This is a genomic window from Nitrospirillum pindoramense (assembly GCF_007827955.1).
Classification (GTDB): domain Bacteria; phylum Pseudomonadota; class Alphaproteobacteria; order Azospirillales; family Azospirillaceae; genus Nitrospirillum; species Nitrospirillum amazonense_B.
On record NZ_VITR01000015.1, the window covers coordinates 20195 to 38749 of the forward strand.

The 18555-nt window shown below is 66.4% G+C and carries 17 protein-coding genes; 1 reads left to right on the top strand and 16 read right to left on the bottom strand.

The genetic code is table 11. From position 1 onward, the window contains the following. Position 1 precedes the first annotated feature (1 nt). On the top strand, positions 2 to 445 hold the full coding sequence (locus tag FBZ90_RS22030) for a type II toxin-antitoxin system PemK/MazF family toxin (protein ID WP_145735148.1): 444 nt from the start codon (positions 2 to 4) through the stop codon (positions 443 to 445). Positions 446 to 476: 31 nt separating this feature from the next. Here the strand turns inward: FBZ90_RS22030 and FBZ90_RS22035 are convergent, their stop codons facing one another. The 16 genes from FBZ90_RS22035 to xoxF5 form a co-directional block, all read right to left on the bottom strand. Next, the gene (locus tag FBZ90_RS22035; protein ID WP_145735149.1) at positions 477 to 1595 is read right to left on the bottom strand and encodes an aldose epimerase family protein; all 1119 of its coding nucleotides are present in this window, start codon (positions 1593 to 1595) and stop codon (positions 477 to 479) included. Between the two features lie 77 nt (positions 1596 to 1672). Then, positions 1673 to 2350, bottom strand: a complete 678-nt coding sequence (locus FBZ90_RS22040; RefSeq protein ID WP_145735150.1) for a YoaK family protein — start codon at positions 2348 to 2350, stop codon at positions 1673 to 1675. 4 nt (positions 2351 to 2354) lie between these two features. Beyond that, positions 2355 to 3794 carry an alginate export family protein gene (locus FBZ90_RS22045; RefSeq protein WP_246130681.1) on the bottom strand — a complete coding sequence of 480 codons (1440 nt, stop codon included), beginning with the start codon at positions 3792 to 3794 and terminating at the stop codon, positions 2355 to 2357. A gap of 56 nt (positions 3795 to 3850) precedes the next feature. Beyond that, positions 3851 to 4744 carry a VOC family protein gene (locus FBZ90_RS22050; RefSeq protein WP_145735152.1) on the bottom strand — a complete coding sequence of 298 codons (894 nt, stop codon included), beginning with the start codon at positions 4742 to 4744 and terminating at the stop codon, positions 3851 to 3853. Between the two features lie 14 nt (positions 4745 to 4758). Then, the gene (locus FBZ90_RS22055; RefSeq protein WP_145735153.1) at positions 4759 to 5196 is read right to left on the bottom strand and encodes a DoxX family protein; all 438 of its coding nucleotides are present in this window, start codon (positions 5194 to 5196) and stop codon (positions 4759 to 4761) included. Between the two features lie 2 nt (positions 5197 to 5198). Then, positions 5199 to 7094 carry an amidohydrolase gene (locus tag FBZ90_RS22060; protein ID WP_145735154.1) on the bottom strand — a complete coding sequence of 632 codons (1896 nt, stop codon included), beginning with the start codon at positions 7092 to 7094 and terminating at the stop codon, positions 5199 to 5201. A gap of 3 nt (positions 7095 to 7097) precedes the next feature. Further along, positions 7098 to 7388, bottom strand: coding sequence for a XapX domain-containing protein (locus tag FBZ90_RS22065; protein ID WP_145735155.1), 291 nt, complete (start codon positions 7386 to 7388; stop codon positions 7098 to 7100). A gap of 65 nt (positions 7389 to 7453) precedes the next feature. Next, the gene (locus FBZ90_RS22070) at positions 7454 to 8107 is read right to left on the bottom strand and encodes a hydrolase (protein WP_145735156.1); all 654 of its coding nucleotides are present in this window, start codon (positions 8105 to 8107) and stop codon (positions 7454 to 7456) included. Positions 8108 to 8357: 250 nt separating this feature from the next. Continuing rightward, positions 8358 to 8906 (bottom strand): phosphatase PAP2 family protein, encoded by a 549-nt coding sequence (locus FBZ90_RS22075; RefSeq protein WP_186455986.1) that lies wholly within the window; start codon positions 8904 to 8906, stop codon positions 8358 to 8360. Between the two features lie 84 nt (positions 8907 to 8990). Continuing rightward, positions 8991 to 9497, bottom strand: a complete 507-nt coding sequence (locus tag FBZ90_RS22080; protein ID WP_145735158.1) for a GNAT family N-acetyltransferase — start codon at positions 9495 to 9497, stop codon at positions 8991 to 8993. 68 nt (positions 9498 to 9565) lie between these two features. Beyond that, on the bottom strand, positions 9566 to 13792 hold the full coding sequence (locus FBZ90_RS22085) for a beta strand repeat-containing protein (RefSeq protein WP_145735159.1): 4227 nt from the start codon (positions 13790 to 13792) through the stop codon (positions 9566 to 9568). A gap of 378 nt (positions 13793 to 14170) precedes the next feature. Further along, complete coding sequence (locus FBZ90_RS22090) at positions 14171 to 14551, bottom strand: c-type cytochrome (protein ID WP_145735160.1); 381 nt, start codon at positions 14549 to 14551, stop codon at positions 14171 to 14173. 38 nt (positions 14552 to 14589) lie between these two features. Further along, on the bottom strand, positions 14590 to 15207 hold the full coding sequence (locus FBZ90_RS22095) for a PQQ-dependent catabolism-associated CXXCW motif protein (protein WP_186455987.1): 618 nt from the start codon (positions 15205 to 15207) through the stop codon (positions 14590 to 14592). Continuing rightward, positions 15204 to 16055 carry a substrate-binding domain-containing protein gene (locus FBZ90_RS22100; protein WP_186455988.1) on the bottom strand — a complete coding sequence of 284 codons (852 nt, stop codon included), beginning with the start codon at positions 16053 to 16055 and terminating at the stop codon, positions 15204 to 15206. Before FBZ90_RS22100 ends, FBZ90_RS22095 begins: the two co-directional genes overlap by 4 nt. Before the next feature lie 13 nt (positions 16056 to 16068). Beyond that, the gene (locus FBZ90_RS22105) at positions 16069 to 16527 is read right to left on the bottom strand and encodes a c-type cytochrome (RefSeq protein ID WP_211102249.1); all 459 of its coding nucleotides are present in this window, start codon (positions 16525 to 16527) and stop codon (positions 16069 to 16071) included. Between the two features lie 139 nt (positions 16528 to 16666). Continuing rightward, the gene (gene xoxF5 / locus FBZ90_RS22110) at positions 16667 to 18466 is read right to left on the bottom strand and encodes a lanthanide-dependent methanol dehydrogenase XoxF5 (RefSeq protein WP_145735223.1); all 1800 of its coding nucleotides are present in this window, start codon (positions 18464 to 18466) and stop codon (positions 16667 to 16669) included. Positions 18467 to 18555 lie beyond the last annotated feature (89 nt).

The following is an 18555-nucleotide window of genomic DNA, read 5'->3' on the forward strand; positions in this document are numbered from 1 at the left end:
CATGCCGTTGCCGGATGCCAAGCCTGGCTTGGTGTTTCGTTATGAGTATGTCTGGAAACGCCAGGCGCTGGCGGGCAAGGACATCGCTGAAAAGGAACGCCCCGCTTGCGTTGTGTTGTCGGTTGATGGGGTTGCCGGAAACCGGCGCGTCTTGATCGTCCCGATAACAACGCAGGCGCCTGGTGCGGACACTCCGGCCTTGGAAGTCCAGCTGCCGGTCAAGCGTCACTTGGGCTTGGATGCCGACCGGTCTTCCTGGATCATCTTGAGCGAGGCGAACATCGATGCCTGGCCTTCGCCCGATATGCGTCCCATTCCGGGAATCCCTGGGCGTGTCGAATACGGTCTGCTGCCGTTAAGGATGGTCACCGCTTTGCGGGAGGCCGTTCTGACGGCTCTCACCGAAAAGCGGCTTGCTTACGTCGATCGTGAGAAGGGCCCGTGACGGTTTGTCGTGGCTCCGAGGTCGGTGACCCTTACCGCCCGATAGTGAACACATAGCGGGTGGTGGATTGGAAGGTCTGCCCGGGGCGCAAGATCGTGCTGGGGAAGGCCGGATGATTAGGGGAATCCGGGAAGTGCTGGGTTTCCAGGGAGAACCCGGGGGCGGGCGTGCCGTTCAGCGCGGGCGGCTTGGCCGGCAGGTAGAATTGCAGGCCGGGCTCGGTGGTGTAGACCCGCATCACGCGGCCCGACGCGCTGTCGGTCACCGTCGCCACGGGCGCCGCCAGGCTGGGGGCGACCGAGCCGGGTGTGGGCAGGACGAAGTTCTGGTCCATGCCGCCGGTCTTCAGGATCGCGTCGAGCCCGGTGGCGTGGCGCAGGTCGAAGCGGGTGCCGTCCACGGGCACGATGCTGCCATCGGGAATGGCGTCGGGGCTGGTGGGGGTATAGCGGTCGGCGGCGAGCGTGATCGCCTGCCCGTCCAGGGGCTGGCCAGCACCCGCCAGATTGAAGAAGGCGTGGTTGGTCAGGTTGACCACCGTTGGCTTGTCCGTCGTGGCGGCATAGTCGATGGCGACGACGGTCTGCCCATCCTGTTGCAGCAGGCGATAGGTCACGCGCACGTCCATCGTGCCGGGGAAGCCCATTTCCCCATCCGCCGACACATAATGGAACTCCACCCCGTCGGCCACGGCCTTGGCCTGCCACATCCGGTTGTCGAAACCCTTAACCCCGCCGTGCAGGGTGTTGGGGCCCAGGTTGCGGTCCACCTGATAGATGCGGCCGTCCAAGGGGAAGGCGCCATTGGCGATGCGGTTGGCGAACCGCCCGACGGAGGCGCCGGCCATGACCCAGAACCCCGCCAGCGTCGCCGGGTCCTTGGGGAAGACCAGCACGTCCGAGCTATGGCCCTCGCGGTCGGGCAGTTGCAGCGACACCATGCGCGCGCCGTACGTGGACAGCGTCAGCCGGGCGTTCTCGGTGGACAGGGTCAGCGTTTCCGCCCGTTCCCCCTCCGGCGTCATGCCCCAGGGGGCGCGTTCCACGGTGGCCGCCAGGGCTGGATTTCCCGCCATCGGCGCGCCGGCCAGCGGGATCAGGCACGCGATCACCGTCGCACATCGACCCAGCGTCCGCTTGGTCCCACTCATGTTCCCCCCTTTATCGCCGCTCGGCATGTTACCGCTAACTATAGCGGTCCTCGGGGCCGGGCGCGAGGGGGCGCGTCTCAGGTCTTGGCGGGTTCATTCCCCACGACCAGCACGCCGATGAAGGCGATGACCGGCGGCACGACGAAGGCCCATTCGCGCACCACCAGGAACAGGCCGGCGGCGGCGGCGCAGCCGAGCGCGAAGCCGATGACGCTGGCCGACATCTTGCCCAGCCGGCCCTTGGCGGCGGCCCGCGCCTCCGGCCCAACACCGCGCATCAGGTCGGCCAGGTCGATCATGATCTGGGTGGTGGTGCCGGTCATCAGGGTGGTGGGCGGTGTCGTGCTCATATGGGCGCGGTGCATGCCGTTCTGCAGGGCCATGGCGGTCACCAGCACCATGCCGGTGACGATGGCCGGCAGGGCGTCGCCATCGTGAAAGGGGCCGAAATGGATGGCCAGGGCGGCACCGGCGGCCAGCAGCAGCATCTTCAGCACCAGCAGGGTGCGCAGGATGGGCACCTGGCGCCGCTCCAGCCCCGCGCAGAGGAAGCGGGACAGGATCACCACCACGCAGAACACCGGCAGGGCCAGCAGCTTGGCCCCCGCCCCCGACGTCCCCAGCACCAGCGAGGCGCCGAAGGTGACGAAGTTGCCGGTGACATGGGCGGTGAACAGCCCCTGCAAGGCCAGGAAGCCGGCGGTGTCGACATAGCCGCCGTTGACGCTCAACAACACGGGCAAACCCTGTTTCATGGCCTTACCATCCCAGTTTGACTTCGATGCCCAGATAATCGCTGTCGTGCCCGCCGGCACGCCGCAGGGTGTCGCCGATGGCGTAATGCACCGCCTCCACCGCCGTCGTCAGGTTGGCCGTCACGGCATAGTCGGCCCGCAGCTGGCCATAGACACCCGTCCAGGGCGTGCCCTTGCCGGCGGTGCCGGGAACGGCGATGGTGGGCTGGGCATAGACGGCGTCCTCTGTCGTCTGCCGCCACAACAGGCCCGCCGCCGTCATCAGGCTCAGCTTCGGCAAAGGCTTCACCGTCAGCGATGGCTTCAGGTGGATCAGGTTGGCATAACCGGTGTAGCCCGCCAGCGCGAAATAATAGCCATTGGGGAACAACGGGTTGAAGGTGCCCAGCCGCCCGTCGCCCGGCCGGTCGTCGCCCGAGGCGGCATCCGCCTGCAGGCCCAGGCGCGGTGTCCAGACGACATCGCTCAAGGTGTAGCCGGTCAGGGCGCCCACCGCCCAGGACCCCACCGCCTTGGGGCCCACCGACCCCCACTGGGCCATGCCCTCCACGTCCCAGTCAAAGCCCGCCGCCGCACCGGCATAGCGCACGTCGAAGATGTCGCGCCGCTCCAGCCCGCTGGCGTCCAGGTATTTGGCGGTGTCGTTCTGGTAGCGGGAATAGTAAGCGGATAATTCCCCAGGCCCCACGCCTGAATGTTCCACGCGGATGCCGCCATATTGCAGATGGGTGTTGGAATAGTCGTCGAACGGTTCACCCGTGCGGTACTGCACCGGGTGGCTCCAGAAACTGATGACGCGCCAGGGCGCGCTTTCCACGTTCACCCATACGGCGTCGAAGGCCTGGCGCACGTTGGGGCCATCGCGGGTGGACACGAAGCGCTGGCGGTCGAAGCCCATCTCCTGCCGGCCGGCGCGGACCTTCAGCGTGATGCCATCGTCAAGGTCGCCGCTGTAGGCGACGAAGGCCTGACGCAGATCAGCCTGGTTCTGGTCGGCCGGCGTCAGGGTGGTCTTGTCGAAGGCGCGCGCATCCTCGAACTGGCCGAACAACTGCCAATGGCCATCGATGCGCAGGTCCAGGTGGGTTTGCAGGCGCTGAATGACATAGCTGTCGCCCTTGCGTCCCCCGACGCCGAACAGGGGCGCCTCGTTGTCCTCGAACCGCTCGCGCAGGGTCAGGCCCAGCGACAGGTAGGTTTGAGCATTAGTGGCATCCAGCGGGATGTACTTCAGCCCGTCCAGCGGCTCGGTGCGCAACGCCGGATCGGCTAGGGCCGACCAATCCTCCTGCCACCGGTTGGACTTGATGGCCGGGCGGGTCGCGGCCGGGGCCGCGGGCGTCTCTATCGTGTCGTCCTCCTGCGCCCTGGCGCTGGCGGTAACCGCGCAGGCCAGGGCCAGGGTACCTAGGGTGAGCATGCCCTGGGTTAAGGTGGATGCCATCACGTGCCGACGGCACAGGCGTGATGAGGGGTGCCGTCGGCGGATCATGACGGGTCTTAGGACGCGCTGTGGATTTCGGCGACGTAACCGCCGGGGAACTGCACCACCACGGCCTTGCGGTGGTCGGCGGTGTAGGGCTCCACCACCACGGTCACGCCGGCGGCCTTGGCCTTGGCCAGGGTCTCATCCAGGTTTTTGACCTCATAGCCCGTCATCTCCCGGCCATAGGGCCAGGGCAGGTGGCCATCGGTGACCAGGACGGTCATCTTGCCGAAGGCGCTCTCGATGCGGACGCGGCGGTAGGTGTCGTTGGGACGGCCGATTTCCACGCCCGGGGCCTTGGCGTCGTCGGACACCACCTTGCCATGGCTGAAGGCCACCCAGTCCTTCACGAACTCCTTCACCTTATGGGCGGAGACGTAGACGCGGTTCTCCGGCACGGTTTCGAAGGCGGTGTAGTTGGGCGTCGTGGTGTGCCAGTACAGCTGCATGTTCACGCCACCCGGCCACTGGATGACGGTGTCGCGGCCGATGGGGTCGGGGAAGGGCTCCACCAGCACGTCGGCGCCGGCGGCGACGGCGGCCTTGGTCGCCACGTCCATGTCGGTGACCAGATAGCCCGTGCGCTCCGCCCCGAAGGGATAGGGGACGGGGGTCTTGAACCCGAAGAGGGAGACGGTGCCCACCGGGGTCTGCAGCAGCTGCGACGTGGTGCTGCTGGGTGTCGGCGTGACGGTGGCCACCACCTGCTTGGTGCTCTGCCCGCCGAAGGTGGCGAGGAAGCTGGCGACGAACTTGTCGACATCCTCCACCGCCACATAGACGTGGGTGGTGTCGTACTGCGGCGCCACGGCGATGGCCGGGCTGGCGGGGGCGGCGGCATGTGCCGCCAGGGGCAGGGCCAGGCAGGCGCCCATCAGCAGGGCGGCGGCATAAGAACGGATACGCATCGGAAAGGCTCCCATCAGGATGCGGACGGTGAAGGATCGCGGGACTTCAGGTCGTGCCAGGCCACCAGCAGAAAGCCGCCGACCAGTCCCAGATGTTCGTAAAAGGCGTTCGCGGTCATGGCGCGCTCAGGGCCCGCCATGGTCCAGTAGCGGTTGGCGACAAAGGTGGCGAACAGGGTGAAGCCCGCCAGGGCCAGGGCGCCCAGCCAGCGCAGGCGGCCGACCAGGATCAGCAGCGAGGCCCCCAGTTCCAGCGCGATGACCGCCGCCGCCAAGGCGGGAAGGGGCGGCATGCCGAAGTGCGCCAGTTCGGCCACGGCCCCGCCGAAATCCAGGGCCTTGTTGATCCCGCCCTGGAGATAGGCGGCGCAGAGGCCCAGCAGCGCCACCCATCGGACGATGGGGGGCGTCAGCAGGTGGGCGGCGGACTGGACCAGGGGGGCCGTCCGCATGATCAGACGGCCCAGCAGGCGCAGCCCAGGGCGCCCCAAAAAGACTTCAGGTCGCGGATGGGCAGCTTGGCCGACCAGGCGGTGGCGTGGCTGTGGCCATGCACGCCGCAGGCGCTGTCACAGCCGCAGGACTGGGCGGCCTGGCGCTGCAGCTTCGTGTTCGTCGGCTCCAGCAGGTTCCAGGCGCCATAGCCGCCGAAGGTGCGCACCGGCGACCAGTCGGGCATGGCCGGCGGCACGGGGGCGGCGTCGTGGCCGGCGAAGTCGCCGGCGCCATAGACCACCTTGCCGCCCACCACGGTCAGCAGGGCGGTGGTGTCGGCGATCTCATCCTCGGCACAGGCGAAGAAGTCGCGGTCCGGCACGATCAGGTCGGCCAGCTGGCCTTCCTGGATGCGGCCCTTCTTGCCCTCCTCGTTGGAGAACCAGGTGGTGTTCTCCGTCCACATGCGCAGGGCCGTTTCGCGGTCCAGGCAGTTGGCGCGGGGGTAGAGGTGCAGGCCGCCCACCGTCTTGCCGGTGATCAGCCAGGCCAGCGAGACCCAGGGGTTGTAGCTGGCGACGCGGGTGGCGTCGGTGCCGGCGGAAACCTTCACGCCCTTCTCCAGGATGCGCGCCACCGGCGGCGTGGCGGCGGCGGCCCCCAGGCCATACCGCTCCACGAAATATTCGCCCTGGTAGGCCATGCGGTGCTGTACAGCGATGCCGCCGCCCAAGGCCGCGATGCGGTCGATGGATTCGTCGGAGATGGTCTCGGCGTGGTCGAAGAACCAGTTCAGGCCCTCCAGCGGCACGTCCTGGTTCACCTTCTCGAACACGTCCAGGGCGCGGCTGATGGTCTCGTCATAGGTGGCGTGCATGCGCCAGGGCCAGCGGTTCTGTGCCAGGATGCGCACCACCTCCTCCAGGTCGCCCTCCATCTCCGGCGCCATGTCGGGCCGGGGCTGGCGGAAATCCTCGAAGTCCGCGGCGGAGAACACCAGCATCTCGCCGGCGCCGTTGTGCCGGAAATAATCGGTGCCCTGCTTGTAGGTCGAGGTCCGCGTCCAGTTCAGGAAGTCGTCCTTCTCGCCCTTGGGCTTCTGCGTGAACAGGTTGTAGGCCAGGCGGATGGTCAGCAGGTCCTCATCCGCCAGCTTCTGGATGACCTCATAGTCATCAGGATAGTTCTGGAAGCCGCCGCCGGCGTCGATGGCGCCGGTGACGCCCAGCCGGTTCAGTTCCCGCATGAAATGGCGGGTGGAGTTCACCTGGTATTCGAAGGGCAGCTTGGGGCCCTTGGCCAGGGTGGCGTAGAGGATGGCGGCATTGGGCTTGGCCAGCAGCAGGCCGGTGGGGTTGCCGCTGGCGTCGCGCAGGATCTGGCCGCCCGGCGGCTCCGGCGTGTCCTTGGTGTAGCCCACGGCGCGCAGGGCGGCGCCGTTCAGCAGCGCGCGGTCATAGAGGTGCAGGATGAACACCGGCGTATCCGGCGCCACGGCGTTCAGCTCCTCGATGGTGGGCAGGCGCTTTTCCACGAACTGGTGCTCGGTGAAGCCGCCGACCACGCGCACCCACTGCGGGGCGGGGGTGACGGCCACTTGGCGCTTCAGCATGGCCATGGCGTCGGCCAGGCTGCGCACGCCGTCCCAGCGCAGCTCCATATTGAAATTCAGGCCGCCGCGGATGATGTGCAGGTGGTTGTCGATCAGGCCGGGCAGGACGCGGCGGCCCTTCAGGTCGATCACCTTGGTGCCGGGGCCCGCGTGGGCCATCACCTCACGCTCGCCACCCACCTTCAGGAAGCGGCCGTCCTTGACGGCCACGGCGGTGGCGGTGGGGTTGGCGCGATCCAGCGTGGTGAACAGCCCGTGATGCAGGATCAGGTCGGCCGTCTGGACATCAGCAGCGGTGGTCATTTCTCAGGTCCCTTTAGCGGTATCGGGTGCGGCGGCGTCCGCGGCGGCGGCTTTGGGCGCGCCTTGCGGCAAATGGCCGAACATGTGCGGGCGCACCTGTTCCTGCATCCAGGACAGGGCGGCCGGTTCCTTGGCCCACAGGGTTTTCAGCAGGGGCGGGATCTGCTCACCCACCAGGATGCCCAGCAGGCCCACCAGGGCAACCACGGGCGGGGCGGGGGACCGGACGTTGATCAGGGCGTAGATCACGCCCACCAGCAACCCGGCGCCCAGCGACAAGAGGTAGACTTTCATGGGGGCGTTCTCCCTGCCGCCAGAAGAAGGGCGCGGCCGGACGCAGGCCCGGCCGCGCCGACGGCTCAGCCCTCGTGGGCGTTGAACATGGTCTTGGCGTAGGTGATGCCCAGGCCATAGGCGCCGCCGAACTTCTTGGCGATGCCGGTGGTCATGTCATAGGTCTCGGTCCGGGCCCAGTCGCGCTGCAGTTCCAGCATGTACTGCAGGGCGGTGATCGGGCGGGCGCCGGCCTGGACCATACGCTCCACCGCGCGCTCATGCGCCTCGGTCGACACGTCGCCGCAGGCGTCGGTGATGACATAGACTTCAAAGCCCTGGTCGATGGCCGACAGGGCCGGGCCGACGATGCAGACGCTGGTCCACAGGCCGGCCAGCACGATGCGCGACTTGCCGATGGCGTTGATCTGGCGGATCACCGCGGCGTCTTCCCAGGTGTTCATGGACGTGCGGTCCAGCAGATCCTGGCCGGGGAAGGCGTCGGTGATCTCGGCGTACATCGGGCCGGAGAAGCTCTTCACCGCCACGGTGGTCAGGATGGTCGACACCTTGAAGCCGGCGGCGGCGTTGGCCACCAGGGCCGCGTTGTTGCGCAGCATGATGGCGTCGATCGAATTGGTCGCGAAGGACATCTGCGACTGGAAGTCGATCATGATCAGGGTGTGATCGGTGGGGGTCAGCAGCTTGGCGCCGGGGGTGGGCGTGGCCGTGATGGACATGATGTTTTCCTTGCGAAGGCTGGCGGGGTTTCGAAAATCGCTGCCGGTCGTGATTGCCGGCGCGGCCCATAAATGGCGCCAATGGCCTTCGAGGATCTTGTCGAAAGGGTTGGGGATTTGAAGTTCGAGACGGTTCAGTCACCGACGGGGTTGGCCACGCCGGGGCCTGTGCCGGTGTGTCGCACCCGGGCATCCGGGCGGGGAGGATAGGGGGTCCTGGCACGCCGCCCTTGGGCTCCGCCCTACGGCGTTACAGCGTTACCCAGTGCCGGATCAGCCCGTCCAGCCAGCCGACGGTCATGAAGGCGATGGGGGTGGCCACGGCCAGGGTCGCGGCCAGCCACAGGCGCGAGCCCGCCCGGATGCGGCGCACCGCCCAGGGGCAGCCGGTGGCCAGCAGCCCCAGCGACCCGACGGCGAAGCCACCCAGGACATCCACCCAGGTGTGTTCCGTCAGCAAGATGCGCGACACCCCTTCCAGCAGGGCGATCGCGGCCAGGGTGGCCAGGATCACGGGCACGGCCGTGCGATCCCGATTCAGGCCACCGCGCAGATAGATGGCCAGCAGCCCGCCATAGAAGGCCACGGCCAGGGTGACATGCCCGCTTGGGAAATGGGGCAGGTCCGGATCACCGCGCAGCACCCCGCGGATCGCCAACGCGACCAGCAGCGCCATCATCACGCCGCCGCCCCACGCCGCCGCGACCCCATAATCCCGCCGGGCCAGCAGCACGCCCACCAGGGCGAGGAACAGGGGCAGGACGAAGCCGATCGTGGCCAGGGTACTGATCAGCTGCATGACCATCCATCACGGGGGAACCTGCCGATGAGCGCGCAGACTAGCAGCGGGGGCTTGCCAAGGGCCAGGGCCACCGGGTCGCGGTCATTGATTGTGCACAACGCCCGCGTCCAGGCGGTACACCCCCTCGTCCACCCATTGGCCCAGGCGCGCGGAATGGGCTTGGCCGGACCCGACGAGACGGAAGCCGTTGCGGATCAGCACCCCGGCCGATGCCGTGTTGCTGACGGCGACGCGGGCGTAGAGCGGACGGATGGCGATGCGGGCGACGAAGGCCGCGACGGCGGCGGTGGCGATGCCCCGGCCCCAATAGGCGCGGCCCAGCCAGTAGCTGATGGAGGGCTGGCCCTCCTGAATGAAATGGGCGACATAGCCCGCCACGCCACCGTCCGCCTCCACGGTTCGTGTCAGCAGGTCCGGGTTGGCCCGGATGACGGCCCACTTGGCCAGGAACGCCCCCTCATCATCCGACCGTGCCGTGCCGAATACCGCTTGGTCGGCGGCAATGGGGTCGGCCTGCTGAGCGAAGAAAACCGGCAGGTCGGTGTCCATCACGGGACGCAGGGCAAGCGGGCGCAATGTGGCGGTCATGGGCACAGTGTCCCTTGCCGACGCCGCCTCCCGCAATGGCCATTGCCTCTGTCAGGCCGCCACCCCCTTCAGTGCCAGCCGCTGCTGGCCAGGGTGCCGTAGTAGCTGGTGTCCGCCGTGCTGGTCTGCGCGGTCGACAGCGGGTCGAAGCCGCTGTGGCCGGCGCTGAAGGCGGCCATGGCTTGGACGAGGGCGCTGACGTCGCCAGTGGACAGTATCTGGCCGTCGCTGGCCTTGATGGTGGCGAATTCACTGCTGGCGCTGGCGAACCAGTTCTTTACGGTCAGGCTCTGGCCCGTGCCTAAATCGTCCACCACCAGGTCATTGGCCGACTGTTGCAGCCAGACATGGTCGTGGGCAGTGGACAGGTCCAGCTCGCCGCTGGCGGCGCCGGTGCCGGTATTCAGGGTCAGGACGCCACCGCTGGAGGTTTCCGTCACCCCATGGCCGCTGCCGTTCAGCGTAATGGACGAGGATTGGGCGATGGTCATGGTGTCGTTGTCGCCGTTGATGGTGGCGCTGGTTCCCGCCCCGATGGTCAGGGCGCCGGCGGCGATCGACGCGGTGGTGCCCGAACCGCCCAGCCACAGCTGGTTGCCGTTCACCGTCGACGTCACGATGTTGTTGTTGCCGTAGACGCCCGTCAGGTCGCCCACGCCCAATGTCACCTGGTTGTTGTTGCCGTTGACGTCCACGCGCGAGTCGTTGAGCACCGTCACCGTCGAGCTTGAAACGTTGTTGTAGTCGATGGTGCTGCTGCTGGCGCGGTTGCCACCGACATGGACGTTGACGCTGCCGCTGGCGGACAGGGTTTCGGCGGTGCCGATGACGGTGACGCTGGCGCTGGCGGCCAGGCTGATGGAGCCCCCGCTCTGGGTGATGGTGTGACCGGTGCCGCTGACCAGCAGCAGGTCAGTCGAGGCGCTGGCCGTGACGGAGATGACGTCGCTGCCGCCGCTGATGGTCTCGGTCTGGCCACCCACCCCGTCGATGGTGATCGAGGCGCTGGTGGCCGTCACGATCTCGTTATTGCCGGTCAGCAGCAGGCTGCTGATGCCGCCCACTAGGGTGTCGCCCGTGGTGGCACCCGCCGCTTTGGCCGTGCCGGTGGTCAGGTTGATGGTCACGTTGCTGACGGCGTAGCTGGCGGTGACCTGTCCGCCGGCCGCCATCAGCCGGTTGCCGGTGCCGGTGCCCACCAGGATGGCGCTGCCGGCCGTGCTCTCCAGAGTGGAGGTGCCGTTGATGGCGATCAGCGTGTTGCTGGTGCCGGTGGAGATGACCACGTCCTTGCTGCTGCCACTGACGGTGACGACGTCGTTGTTGCCGGTGATGGTCACGGTGTCGCTAGCACCCTGGATGTTCACCGTGCTGTTGCTGACGCTGATGGTCTCGGTCGCGCTGGCGGCCGTCACGATCAGGCTGGTGCTGACGTTGGTGCTGCTGTTCACCTTCTCGCCGGTGGCGGTCAGGGTGACGGTGTCGCCGCTGCCGCGAATGTCGATGGTGCTGCTGGCGATGCTGACAGTTTCGCTGCTGTTTGACGCGGCGACGATGATGGTGGCGCCGGTATTGTTGGTGCTGCTTTTCACCGTGTCGGTACCGCCGCCCACCACCACGGTCTCGCTGGCGGCCCTGATGTCGATGGTGCTGTTGGAAACATTCACGGTTTCCGTGGCGCTGGCTGTGGTGATGTTCACGGACACCGCGCTGCCGGTGCTGCTGTTCACCGTGTCGTTGCCGCCGGCCAGAACAAGGGTGTCGCCGCTGTTTTGCACGTCGACGGTGCTGTTGGCCAAGCTGATGGTCTCGGTGGCGTTGGTGGCGGTGATGTTGACCGAGGCGCTGTTGTTGGTGCTGCTTTTCACCGTGTCGCCGGTATTGCCCAGGATCAGGGTATCGCCCGCGGCCTTGATGTCGATGGTGCTGTTGCTGATGTTGACGGTCTCGACCGTGCTGGCCGCCGTGATGTTGACCGAGGCCGTGTTGTTGGTGGTGCTGGCCACCGTGTTATAGCCGCCGGCCAGGACGATGATGTCGCCCGTGCTGCGCACATCGATGCTGCTGCTGCTGACGGTGATGGTCTCGGTGGCGCTGGCGGCGGTGACGGTGATGCTTACGGCGTTGCCGTTGCTGCTTTTCACCGTGTTGCCGATGCCGGCCACGACGATGGTGTCGCCGCTGTTCTGCACGTCGATGGTGCTGTTGGTCAGGCTGATGGTTTCGGTGGTGTTGCTGGCGGTGATGTTGATCGTCGCTGTGCTGGTGGAGCTGCTTTTCACCGTGTTGCCGCCGCCGCCTATCCAGACGGTATTGCCGGCCGCCTTGATGTCGACGGTGCTGTTGCTGATGTTGACGAAGTGGCCGCTGCTGGCGGTGGTGATGTTGACCGTGGCGCTGGCCCCGGTGCTGCTGTTCACCGTATCGCCGCCGCCGCTCAGCACGACGGTGTCACCGGTATTCTGAATATCGATGGCGCTGTTGATCACACTGATGGTTTCGGTGGCACTGGCAGCGGTGATGATGATCGCCCCGCTGCTTTGGGTCGTGCTTTTCACCGTGTCGCCGGTTTTGCCCAGCACCAGGGTGACGCCGCTGCCGCGCATGTCGATGGTGCTGGTGGCGACGTTGACGGTTTCCGTGGTGTTGGCCGCCGTGATGTTGATGGTGGCGGTGTTGTTGGTGCTGCTGGTCACCGTGTCGTTGCCGCCGCCCAGCACGATCGTCTGCGTGGTGTTGCGTACGTCGACGGTGCTGTTGCTGACATTGATGGTCTCGGTGGCGCTGGCGGCGGTGACGTTGATGCTGACGGCGTTGCCGTTGCTGCTGTTCACCGTGTTGCCGGTGCCCGTCAGGACAAGGGTATCGCCGCTGTTCTGCACGTCGACGGTGCTGTTGGTCAGGCTGATGGTTTCGCTGCTGCTGGACGTGGTGATGTCGACGGTGGCCGCGACGCTGCTGCTGCTACGCACCGTGTTGCCCCCAGTGGAAACCACGACGGTGTCGCCCGTGCCGCGCACATCGATATTGCTGTTGGCCACGTTGATGAACGCCGTGCTGCCGCTGGCTGTCATGCTGACGGCGACGCTGTTGCCCGTGCTGCTGTTCACCGAGTTGTTGGTGCCACCGCTCAGCACGATGGTGTCGCCGGTGTTGCGGACGTCGATGCTGCTGTTGTTGACGTTGATGGTTTCGCTGGAGCTGGTGCCGGTGATGTTGACTGAGACACCGTTTCCCGTGGTGTTGACGACGGAGTTGCCCGTGCCGGTCAGGGTGATGACGTCACCAGCGCCGTTCAACGTCAGCCAGGATGTCGTCGCCGCCACCAGCGTATCATTGCTGCCGTTGGCGATCAGGGTATGGATGCCGATCAGGGTGTCCAGGCCACCGCCGCTGGCGGCGGTGCCAGTGGCAAGGTTCACGGTCATGCCGTTGGCGTCATAGCGGGCGGTGACGGCACCGGCGGTCGCCTTCAGTGTGGAGCCGTTGCCGCTGCCAATCATGGTGGACGAACCGGAGGCATTGATCAGGGTGGCGTTGCCGTTGGCGGTCAGGACGTTGCCGGTGCCGGTGCTGGAAACCGTGGCGCCGCCGTTCACGCTGATGGTGTTTGTGCTGCCAGCGATGTTGGCGCTGCCTGTTGCCACCGTCACGGACGCGCTGGTGGCTGTCAATGTCTGTCCCAAGCCCGTCAGGGTAATCGAGGCACCGGTGCCCAGAACCGTGATTGCGCCAGCGCCGGCGATGGTCGTGGACGCGCTGGAACCGCTTAGCGTGGTGGTGCCACTGGCCGTGATGAGGTTACCGCTGTCGTTGATCACCACGGAACCGTTGGAATGCACCAGGGTGCGTCCACCCGCATGGATGGTGTCCGTGAGGGTGCCGGAGGCGATGGTGACATTGCTGGCCCCGCCCGTGGGGGAGGCCGTGACGTTGATGGTGTCGCCCACGGCCTCAATCAGCTGGCTGGCGCCGCTGGCGAACAGGGTGCTTCCCGCACGATTCAAGTACGCCACGTTACCGCTGCCGGTGAGGGTCTCGATTATGGGGGTGGCAGAGCCAAAGACCAGGGTGGCGTTGGTCCCGTTCACGAAGTTGTTCGTGCTGTTGACGGTCAGGGAGGCGTGGTCCTGCAGCGTGATGTTATTGAAGCTGCCGACAACCCAGCTCCACACATTGGACGCCAAGGTGATGGACCGACCCCCATTGGCAATCAGGGTGTCTCCCATTCCCAGGACGTAGGCGTCATCGGTCAGGGTGATGGTCTGGCCACTGCTGGTGATCGTCTGGGTCATGGCGGGTCCTCGGGCGGATGGGAAAGGCTGCCCCGCGCCGATAGGCGCAAGGGGGGAGCGAGTGCAGGCGCGATGGGGTCGAACAGAACGACCACCGGGGGTCGAAATACCGTCCAGCACCTAACGCCCGGCCAGAGGGTGTGCAAATCAAATATTGTGCACTAGTGCAACCGAACGCTCTTGACGCGCGTGTAGGCGTGCAGCTTGCGCGAGGCATGCGACATTTTGCCGCGACCCACGTGCATACGGTTGTATTCCTTGATTTTTTCCAGGCCGCGAGGGTTGCCGGTTGGCCAAACCCGCGCCAATGAAAAACGGCCCGGGCGTCACCGCCCGGGCCGGATCACGGAAAAGCCGGGTGGTCCGGCTAGGCCCTGCTTACTTCAGCGTCTCGAGATAGGCGATGACGTTGTCGCGGTCCTTCTGATCCTTCAGGCCGACGAACACCATCTTGGTGCCCGGCACCACGGCACGCGGATCGGTCAGATAGGTGTCCAACTCCTTGGCCGTCCATTCCTTGTTGGCGCCCTTCATCGCTGCGGAATAGTCGTAGCCGGGGGCGGTGGCGGACTTGCGGCCGACGACGCCGTGCAGGCTGGGGCCGACCTTGTTCACGCCGGCGTCGATGGAATGGCAGACGGCGCACTTCTTGAACACCACCTGGCCGGCGGCCGCGTCGCCCGCAGCCAGGGCCGTGCCGGCCGATCCACTCGCGATGATCGTGGCGGTCACCGCCGCCCAAAATCCGATACGTCGCACTTCAACTCTCCTTTGCCTGTTCTCTGGTCGTCGTGAACTCAGGGAACCCCCGGGGCCTCCGGGGGGGTCAGCGCCGTGGCCGTGGCCAGGGGCAATCCGGCGGCGCGCCAGCCGTCAACGCCGTCTGGATACCAGGCGACATTGGTGTAACCATAACTGGCGGCGCGTTTGGTTGCATTCCAGCTCATCCAGCAATCGGGCAGACAATAGAACACCAGCGGGCGGCTCTTGTCGCCCCCACTTAAAGTCGCAAGTTGTTGCTGGAACCACTTTTCCAGACCGGGGCTCAAGACCCCCCGGCCCACGTCGGGTAACCAGATGCTGCCCGGCAGGTCGGCGTGGGGCAGGGGCATCCAGGGGGATTCCGGCGCCATCCCCGCCGGACGGCGGGGGGCCGGCACCACGTCCACCAGGATCACGCGGTCGCCCTGCCGGGCCAGCAGGTCGCGCAGCGCTTCGGTGGTCAGCACCTTGCCACCCGATACCGTCGCGGGGACCGGCGCCCGATAGTCGTCCAAACGATAGCCCGGTGGTTCAGGCACCGGGGCGGCCGACTGCGCCAGCGCCTCGGCCGCCAGCAGGCCCACAGTCAGCACACCCGATGCCAGCACACCCGATGCCAGGCCGGCGGCGCGCGCCGCCGCGCCCAACCTCATGGTTTGGCGCCGGCGCCGGGCAGGGTGCCGGGAATGGGCTTGTTCTCCTCATCCAGCAAGGGGATGCCATAATCCGCCAAGAGCGTGTCCACCTCGGCCCGATGCCGCCGCAGGGCCTGGTCCACGGTGCGCCGCCATTCGGGTTCGTTGGCGCGCACGCCCATGGTTATACGGAAATCCAGGCGGTTGCCGTCACCTTCCGGGTCCAGGAAGGCAGCCCGGAGGGGCAGCTTTTCCTTCTTGATGTAATAGCCGGCGATGGGCCCCCACAGCAGGGCCACGTCGATCTTGCGATCCACCAGGTCCTGCAGCATCGCCCGCGAGGGCGACTCGTAGCGGGTGTCCACCGTCAGCGCGTAGGAGGTCGTCTTGGACATCAGGTTGTGGCGCAGCAGCAGATCGGTGGGGGGCGTCGCCGCCACCAGGCCGAAGCGCTTGTCGGCCAGGCTGGGGTCGCCCACCGAGGTGGTGGTGATGCCGGCGTCCGCCCGCGTCACGATCATATAGCCGCTGTGGTAATAGGCGCTGGTGTTGTCCATCAGCGGGTCGCCCGCCACCGTGCCCATGACCAGGTCGCATTGGCGGGCGCGCAGGGTATTGCGGACGAACCCCATCACCTGCGGGAACCAGACATAGCTGACGGGCAGCTTCAGGTCCTGGCCGATGATGGCCGCGACCTTGTTCTCAAACCCCTCCTCCTTCTGATTGGAATAGGGCAGGTCGTTGGGGTCGGCGCAGATGCGCAATTCAGTGCGGGACACCAGCTCGGCCGTTTGGGCCTGGGCTTGTGTTGCGGTCAGGGATAGCGGCAGCAAGGCCGCCATCGCCAGGCGGAAGGCCGTTTTCATGAGGGCGCCGCTCTCAATCCCCGATGCGTTGCGGGCGGCCGCGGCCCAGGGCGCCGTCGGACCGCGCCTTGAGGTAGCCGTAGATGTCATCCAGGTAATTGGCCACGTCCTCCGTCGTGCCGAAGGACGGCATGACGTTGTTGTTGGCGGTGTTCACGTTCTTGCGGCCATTGATCACCGTCTCGGCGAAGGCGTCATAGTCCATGTGCTTCAGGCTGTCCGTCAGGTCCGGGGCATAGGAACTGCCGGCCCCGTCGGGCCCGTGGCACCGCATGCAGGACTCGCCGTAGCGGCGATAGCCGTTGTAGGTGCCGGGATCGACCTTGCCGCCTTCCACCTTGTACGGCTTCGCCTCTGCCGCCTTGGCGGCGGTGGGCGCGCTGCCGTCCGCGGCACCAGCGGCGCCGGCGGCAACACAGAGCGGCAGGGCCATGAGGGTGATGGCAGCGGTCAGCGCCAAGCGTTTCGGCATCAATCGAACCTCTTTCACAGAATGTGGTTTTGCGTGCTGTTTTTCGCGTGCGCAGTTCAGGCGGAGTGGCCCGGTTGGTGGGTAAAGAAACCCCGCCTGGGGGATCGCCCCAGGCGGGGGATGAGTGGAATAGAGAGGGTTACGGTAGGGCAAAGACGGTGAGCACACCGCCCAGCTGGGTGTAGTTGGCCAGCTGCTTGTAGGCGCCGACGGCACCCAGGCCCTCGGAGTCGCCACCCAAGCCGGCGGCCATGCCGATGCCGGCCCAGCCGCCGACACCGGACAGCACGGCGATGTACTGCTTGCCGCCATGCTCATAGCTTGTGACGTTGCCGATGATCCCCGACGGCGTCTTGAACTTGTACAGTTCCTTGCCGGTCTTCATGTCGACCGCCTTCAGGTAGCCTTCCAGCGTGCCGTAGAAGGCGACGCCGCCCGCCGTGGTCAGGGCGCCCGACCAGACGGAGAAGGTTTCCTTGTTGGACCAGACGATCTTGCCGCTGCTGGCGTCCCAGGCGATGAAGTTGCCGAGGTGGGTCTCACCCTTGGGCGGGAACATCGACAGGGTGGCGCCGACATAGGGCTGGCCGGCGGTGTAGGACACCTTGAACGGCTCATAGTCCATGCAGACGTGGTTGGTCGGCACGTAGAACAGGCCGGTTTCCGGCGAGTAGGCTGCCGGCTGCTGGTCCTTGCTGCCCAGCGCGGCCGGGCACACGCCCTTGGTGTTGTGGTCTTCGCCGTTGTGGTCGGTGCTGTACTGCGCCACCACTTCGGGCCGGCCGGTCTTCATGTCGACATGCGTGGCCCAGTTGACCGCCGGATCATACTTCTCCGCCACCAGCAGTTCGCCGGTCTCGCGGTTCATGGTGTAGGCGAAGCCGTTGCGGTCGAAGTGGACCAGCGCCTTGACGGGCGTGCCCTTCACCTTGATGTCGGCCAGGATCATCTCGTTGACGCCGTCATAGTCCCATTCGTCATGGGGCGTCATCTGATAGACCCACTTGGCGATGCCCGTGTCGGCGTCGCGGGCGAAGATGGTCATGGACCATTTGTTGTCGCCGGGGCGCTGCTTGGGGTTCCAGGTCGAGGGGTTGCCCGAGCCGTAATAAATCAGGTTCAGCTGCGGGTCATAAGCGGTCCAGCCCCAGGTGGCGCCGCCACCCGTCTTCCACTGGTCGCCTTGCCAGGTCGACAGGGACGAGTTGGCGCCGACCGGCTTGCCCAGGCTCGTGGTCTTCTGCGGGTCGAACAGGATCTGGTCGTCAGGCCCGACGGAGTAGGCCTTCCACGCGACGGAGCCGTCCTTCAGGTTGTAGGCGGTCATACGGCCCTGCACGCCGAACTCGCCGCCGCTGATGCCGACCAGCACCTTGTCCTTCACCACCACCGGCGCCCCGGTCATGGTTTCGCCCTTCTTGGGATCGCCGTTGGCGACCTTCCACAGCTCCTTGCCGGTCTTGGCGTCCAGCGCCACCACGTTGGCGTCCGCCTGGTTCAGGATGATCTTGCCGTCACCATAGGCCACGCCGCGGTTGACGGTGTCGCAGCACATGACGGGAATGACGCTGGGGTCTTGCTTGGGTTCATACTTCCACAGGATGCGGCCCTGGTTGTTCAGGTCCAGCGCGTACACCACGTTGGGGAAGGGGGTGTGGACGTACATGACATCGCCCACGATCAACGGGCCGCCCTCATGGCCGCGCAGCACGCCGGTGGAGAAGGTCCACACGGGGCGCAGTTCCTTGACGTTGGCGGTGGTGATCTGCTTCAGGGGGCTATAACGCTGGTTGGCGTAATCGCCGGATTGCATGACCCACTGCTTGGGGTCCTTGGACATCTTGGACAGTTCGTCGTTGGCCAGCGACGGTTGGCTGGACAGCAGACTGGCCGCCACTAAGGCGGTCCAGGACAACAACACCTTCTTCCGCTGATTCATCATTTCCCTCCCTGGGGATTGGCCGGTAGGTCCGGTCCGATTGGTGTCCGCCTGGCCGGCGGATGGGCGACGCATTTTTAAAAACAGGT

Excerpts from the sequence above, each read along its gene's own strand:
- FBZ90_RS22055 (WP_145735153.1), bottom strand. The coding sequence starts at position 5,196 with ATGCGGACGGCCCCCCTGGTCCAGTCCGCCGCCCACCTGCTGACGCCC.
- FBZ90_RS22030 (WP_145735148.1), top strand. The coding sequence starts at position 2 with ATGCCGTTGCCGGATGCCAAGCCTGGCTTGGTGTTTCGTTATGAGTAT.
- FBZ90_RS22100 (WP_186455988.1), bottom strand. The coding sequence starts at position 16,055 with ATGAAAACGGCCTTCCGCCTGGCGATGGCGGCCTTGCTGCCGCTATCC.
- FBZ90_RS22095 (WP_186455987.1), bottom strand. The coding sequence starts at position 15,207 with ATGAGGTTGGGCGCGGCGGCGCGCGCCGCCGGCCTGGCATCGGGTGTG.
- xoxF5 (WP_145735223.1), bottom strand. The coding sequence starts at position 18,466 with ATGAATCAGCGGAAGAAGGTGTTGTTGTCCTGGACCGCCTTAGTGGCG.
- FBZ90_RS22050 (WP_145735152.1), bottom strand. The coding sequence starts at position 4,744 with ATGCGTATCCGTTCTTATGCCGCCGCCCTGCTGATGGGCGCCTGCCTG.
- FBZ90_RS22040 (WP_145735150.1), bottom strand. The coding sequence starts at position 2,350 with ATGAAACAGGGTTTGCCCGTGTTGTTGAGCGTCAACGGCGGCTATGTC.
- FBZ90_RS22045 (WP_246130681.1), bottom strand. The coding sequence starts at position 3,794 with ATGGCATCCACCTTAACCCAGGGCATGCTCACCCTAGGTACCCTGGCC.
- FBZ90_RS22105 (WP_211102249.1), bottom strand. The coding sequence starts at position 16,527 with ATGCCGAAACGCTTGGCGCTGACCGCTGCCATCACCCTCATGGCCCTG.
- FBZ90_RS22080 (WP_145735158.1), bottom strand. The coding sequence starts at position 9,497 with ATGACCGCCACATTGCGCCCGCTTGCCCTGCGTCCCGTGATGGACACC.
- FBZ90_RS22070 (WP_145735156.1), bottom strand. The coding sequence starts at position 8,107 with ATGTCCATCACGGCCACGCCCACCCCCGGCGCCAAGCTGCTGACCCCC.
- FBZ90_RS22035 (WP_145735149.1), bottom strand. The coding sequence starts at position 1,595 with ATGAGTGGGACCAAGCGGACGCTGGGTCGATGTGCGACGGTGATCGCG.
- FBZ90_RS22060 (WP_145735154.1), bottom strand. The coding sequence starts at position 7,094 with ATGACCACCGCTGCTGATGTCCAGACGGCCGACCTGATCCTGCATCAC.
- FBZ90_RS22065 (WP_145735155.1), bottom strand. The coding sequence starts at position 7,388 with ATGAAAGTCTACCTCTTGTCGCTGGGCGCCGGGTTGCTGGTGGGCGTG.
- FBZ90_RS22075 (WP_186455986.1), bottom strand. The coding sequence starts at position 8,906 with ATGCAGCTGATCAGTACCCTGGCCACGATCGGCTTCGTCCTGCCCCTG.
- FBZ90_RS22085 (WP_145735159.1), bottom strand. The coding sequence starts at position 13,792 with ATGACCCAGACGATCACCAGCAGTGGCCAGACCATCACCCTGACCGAT.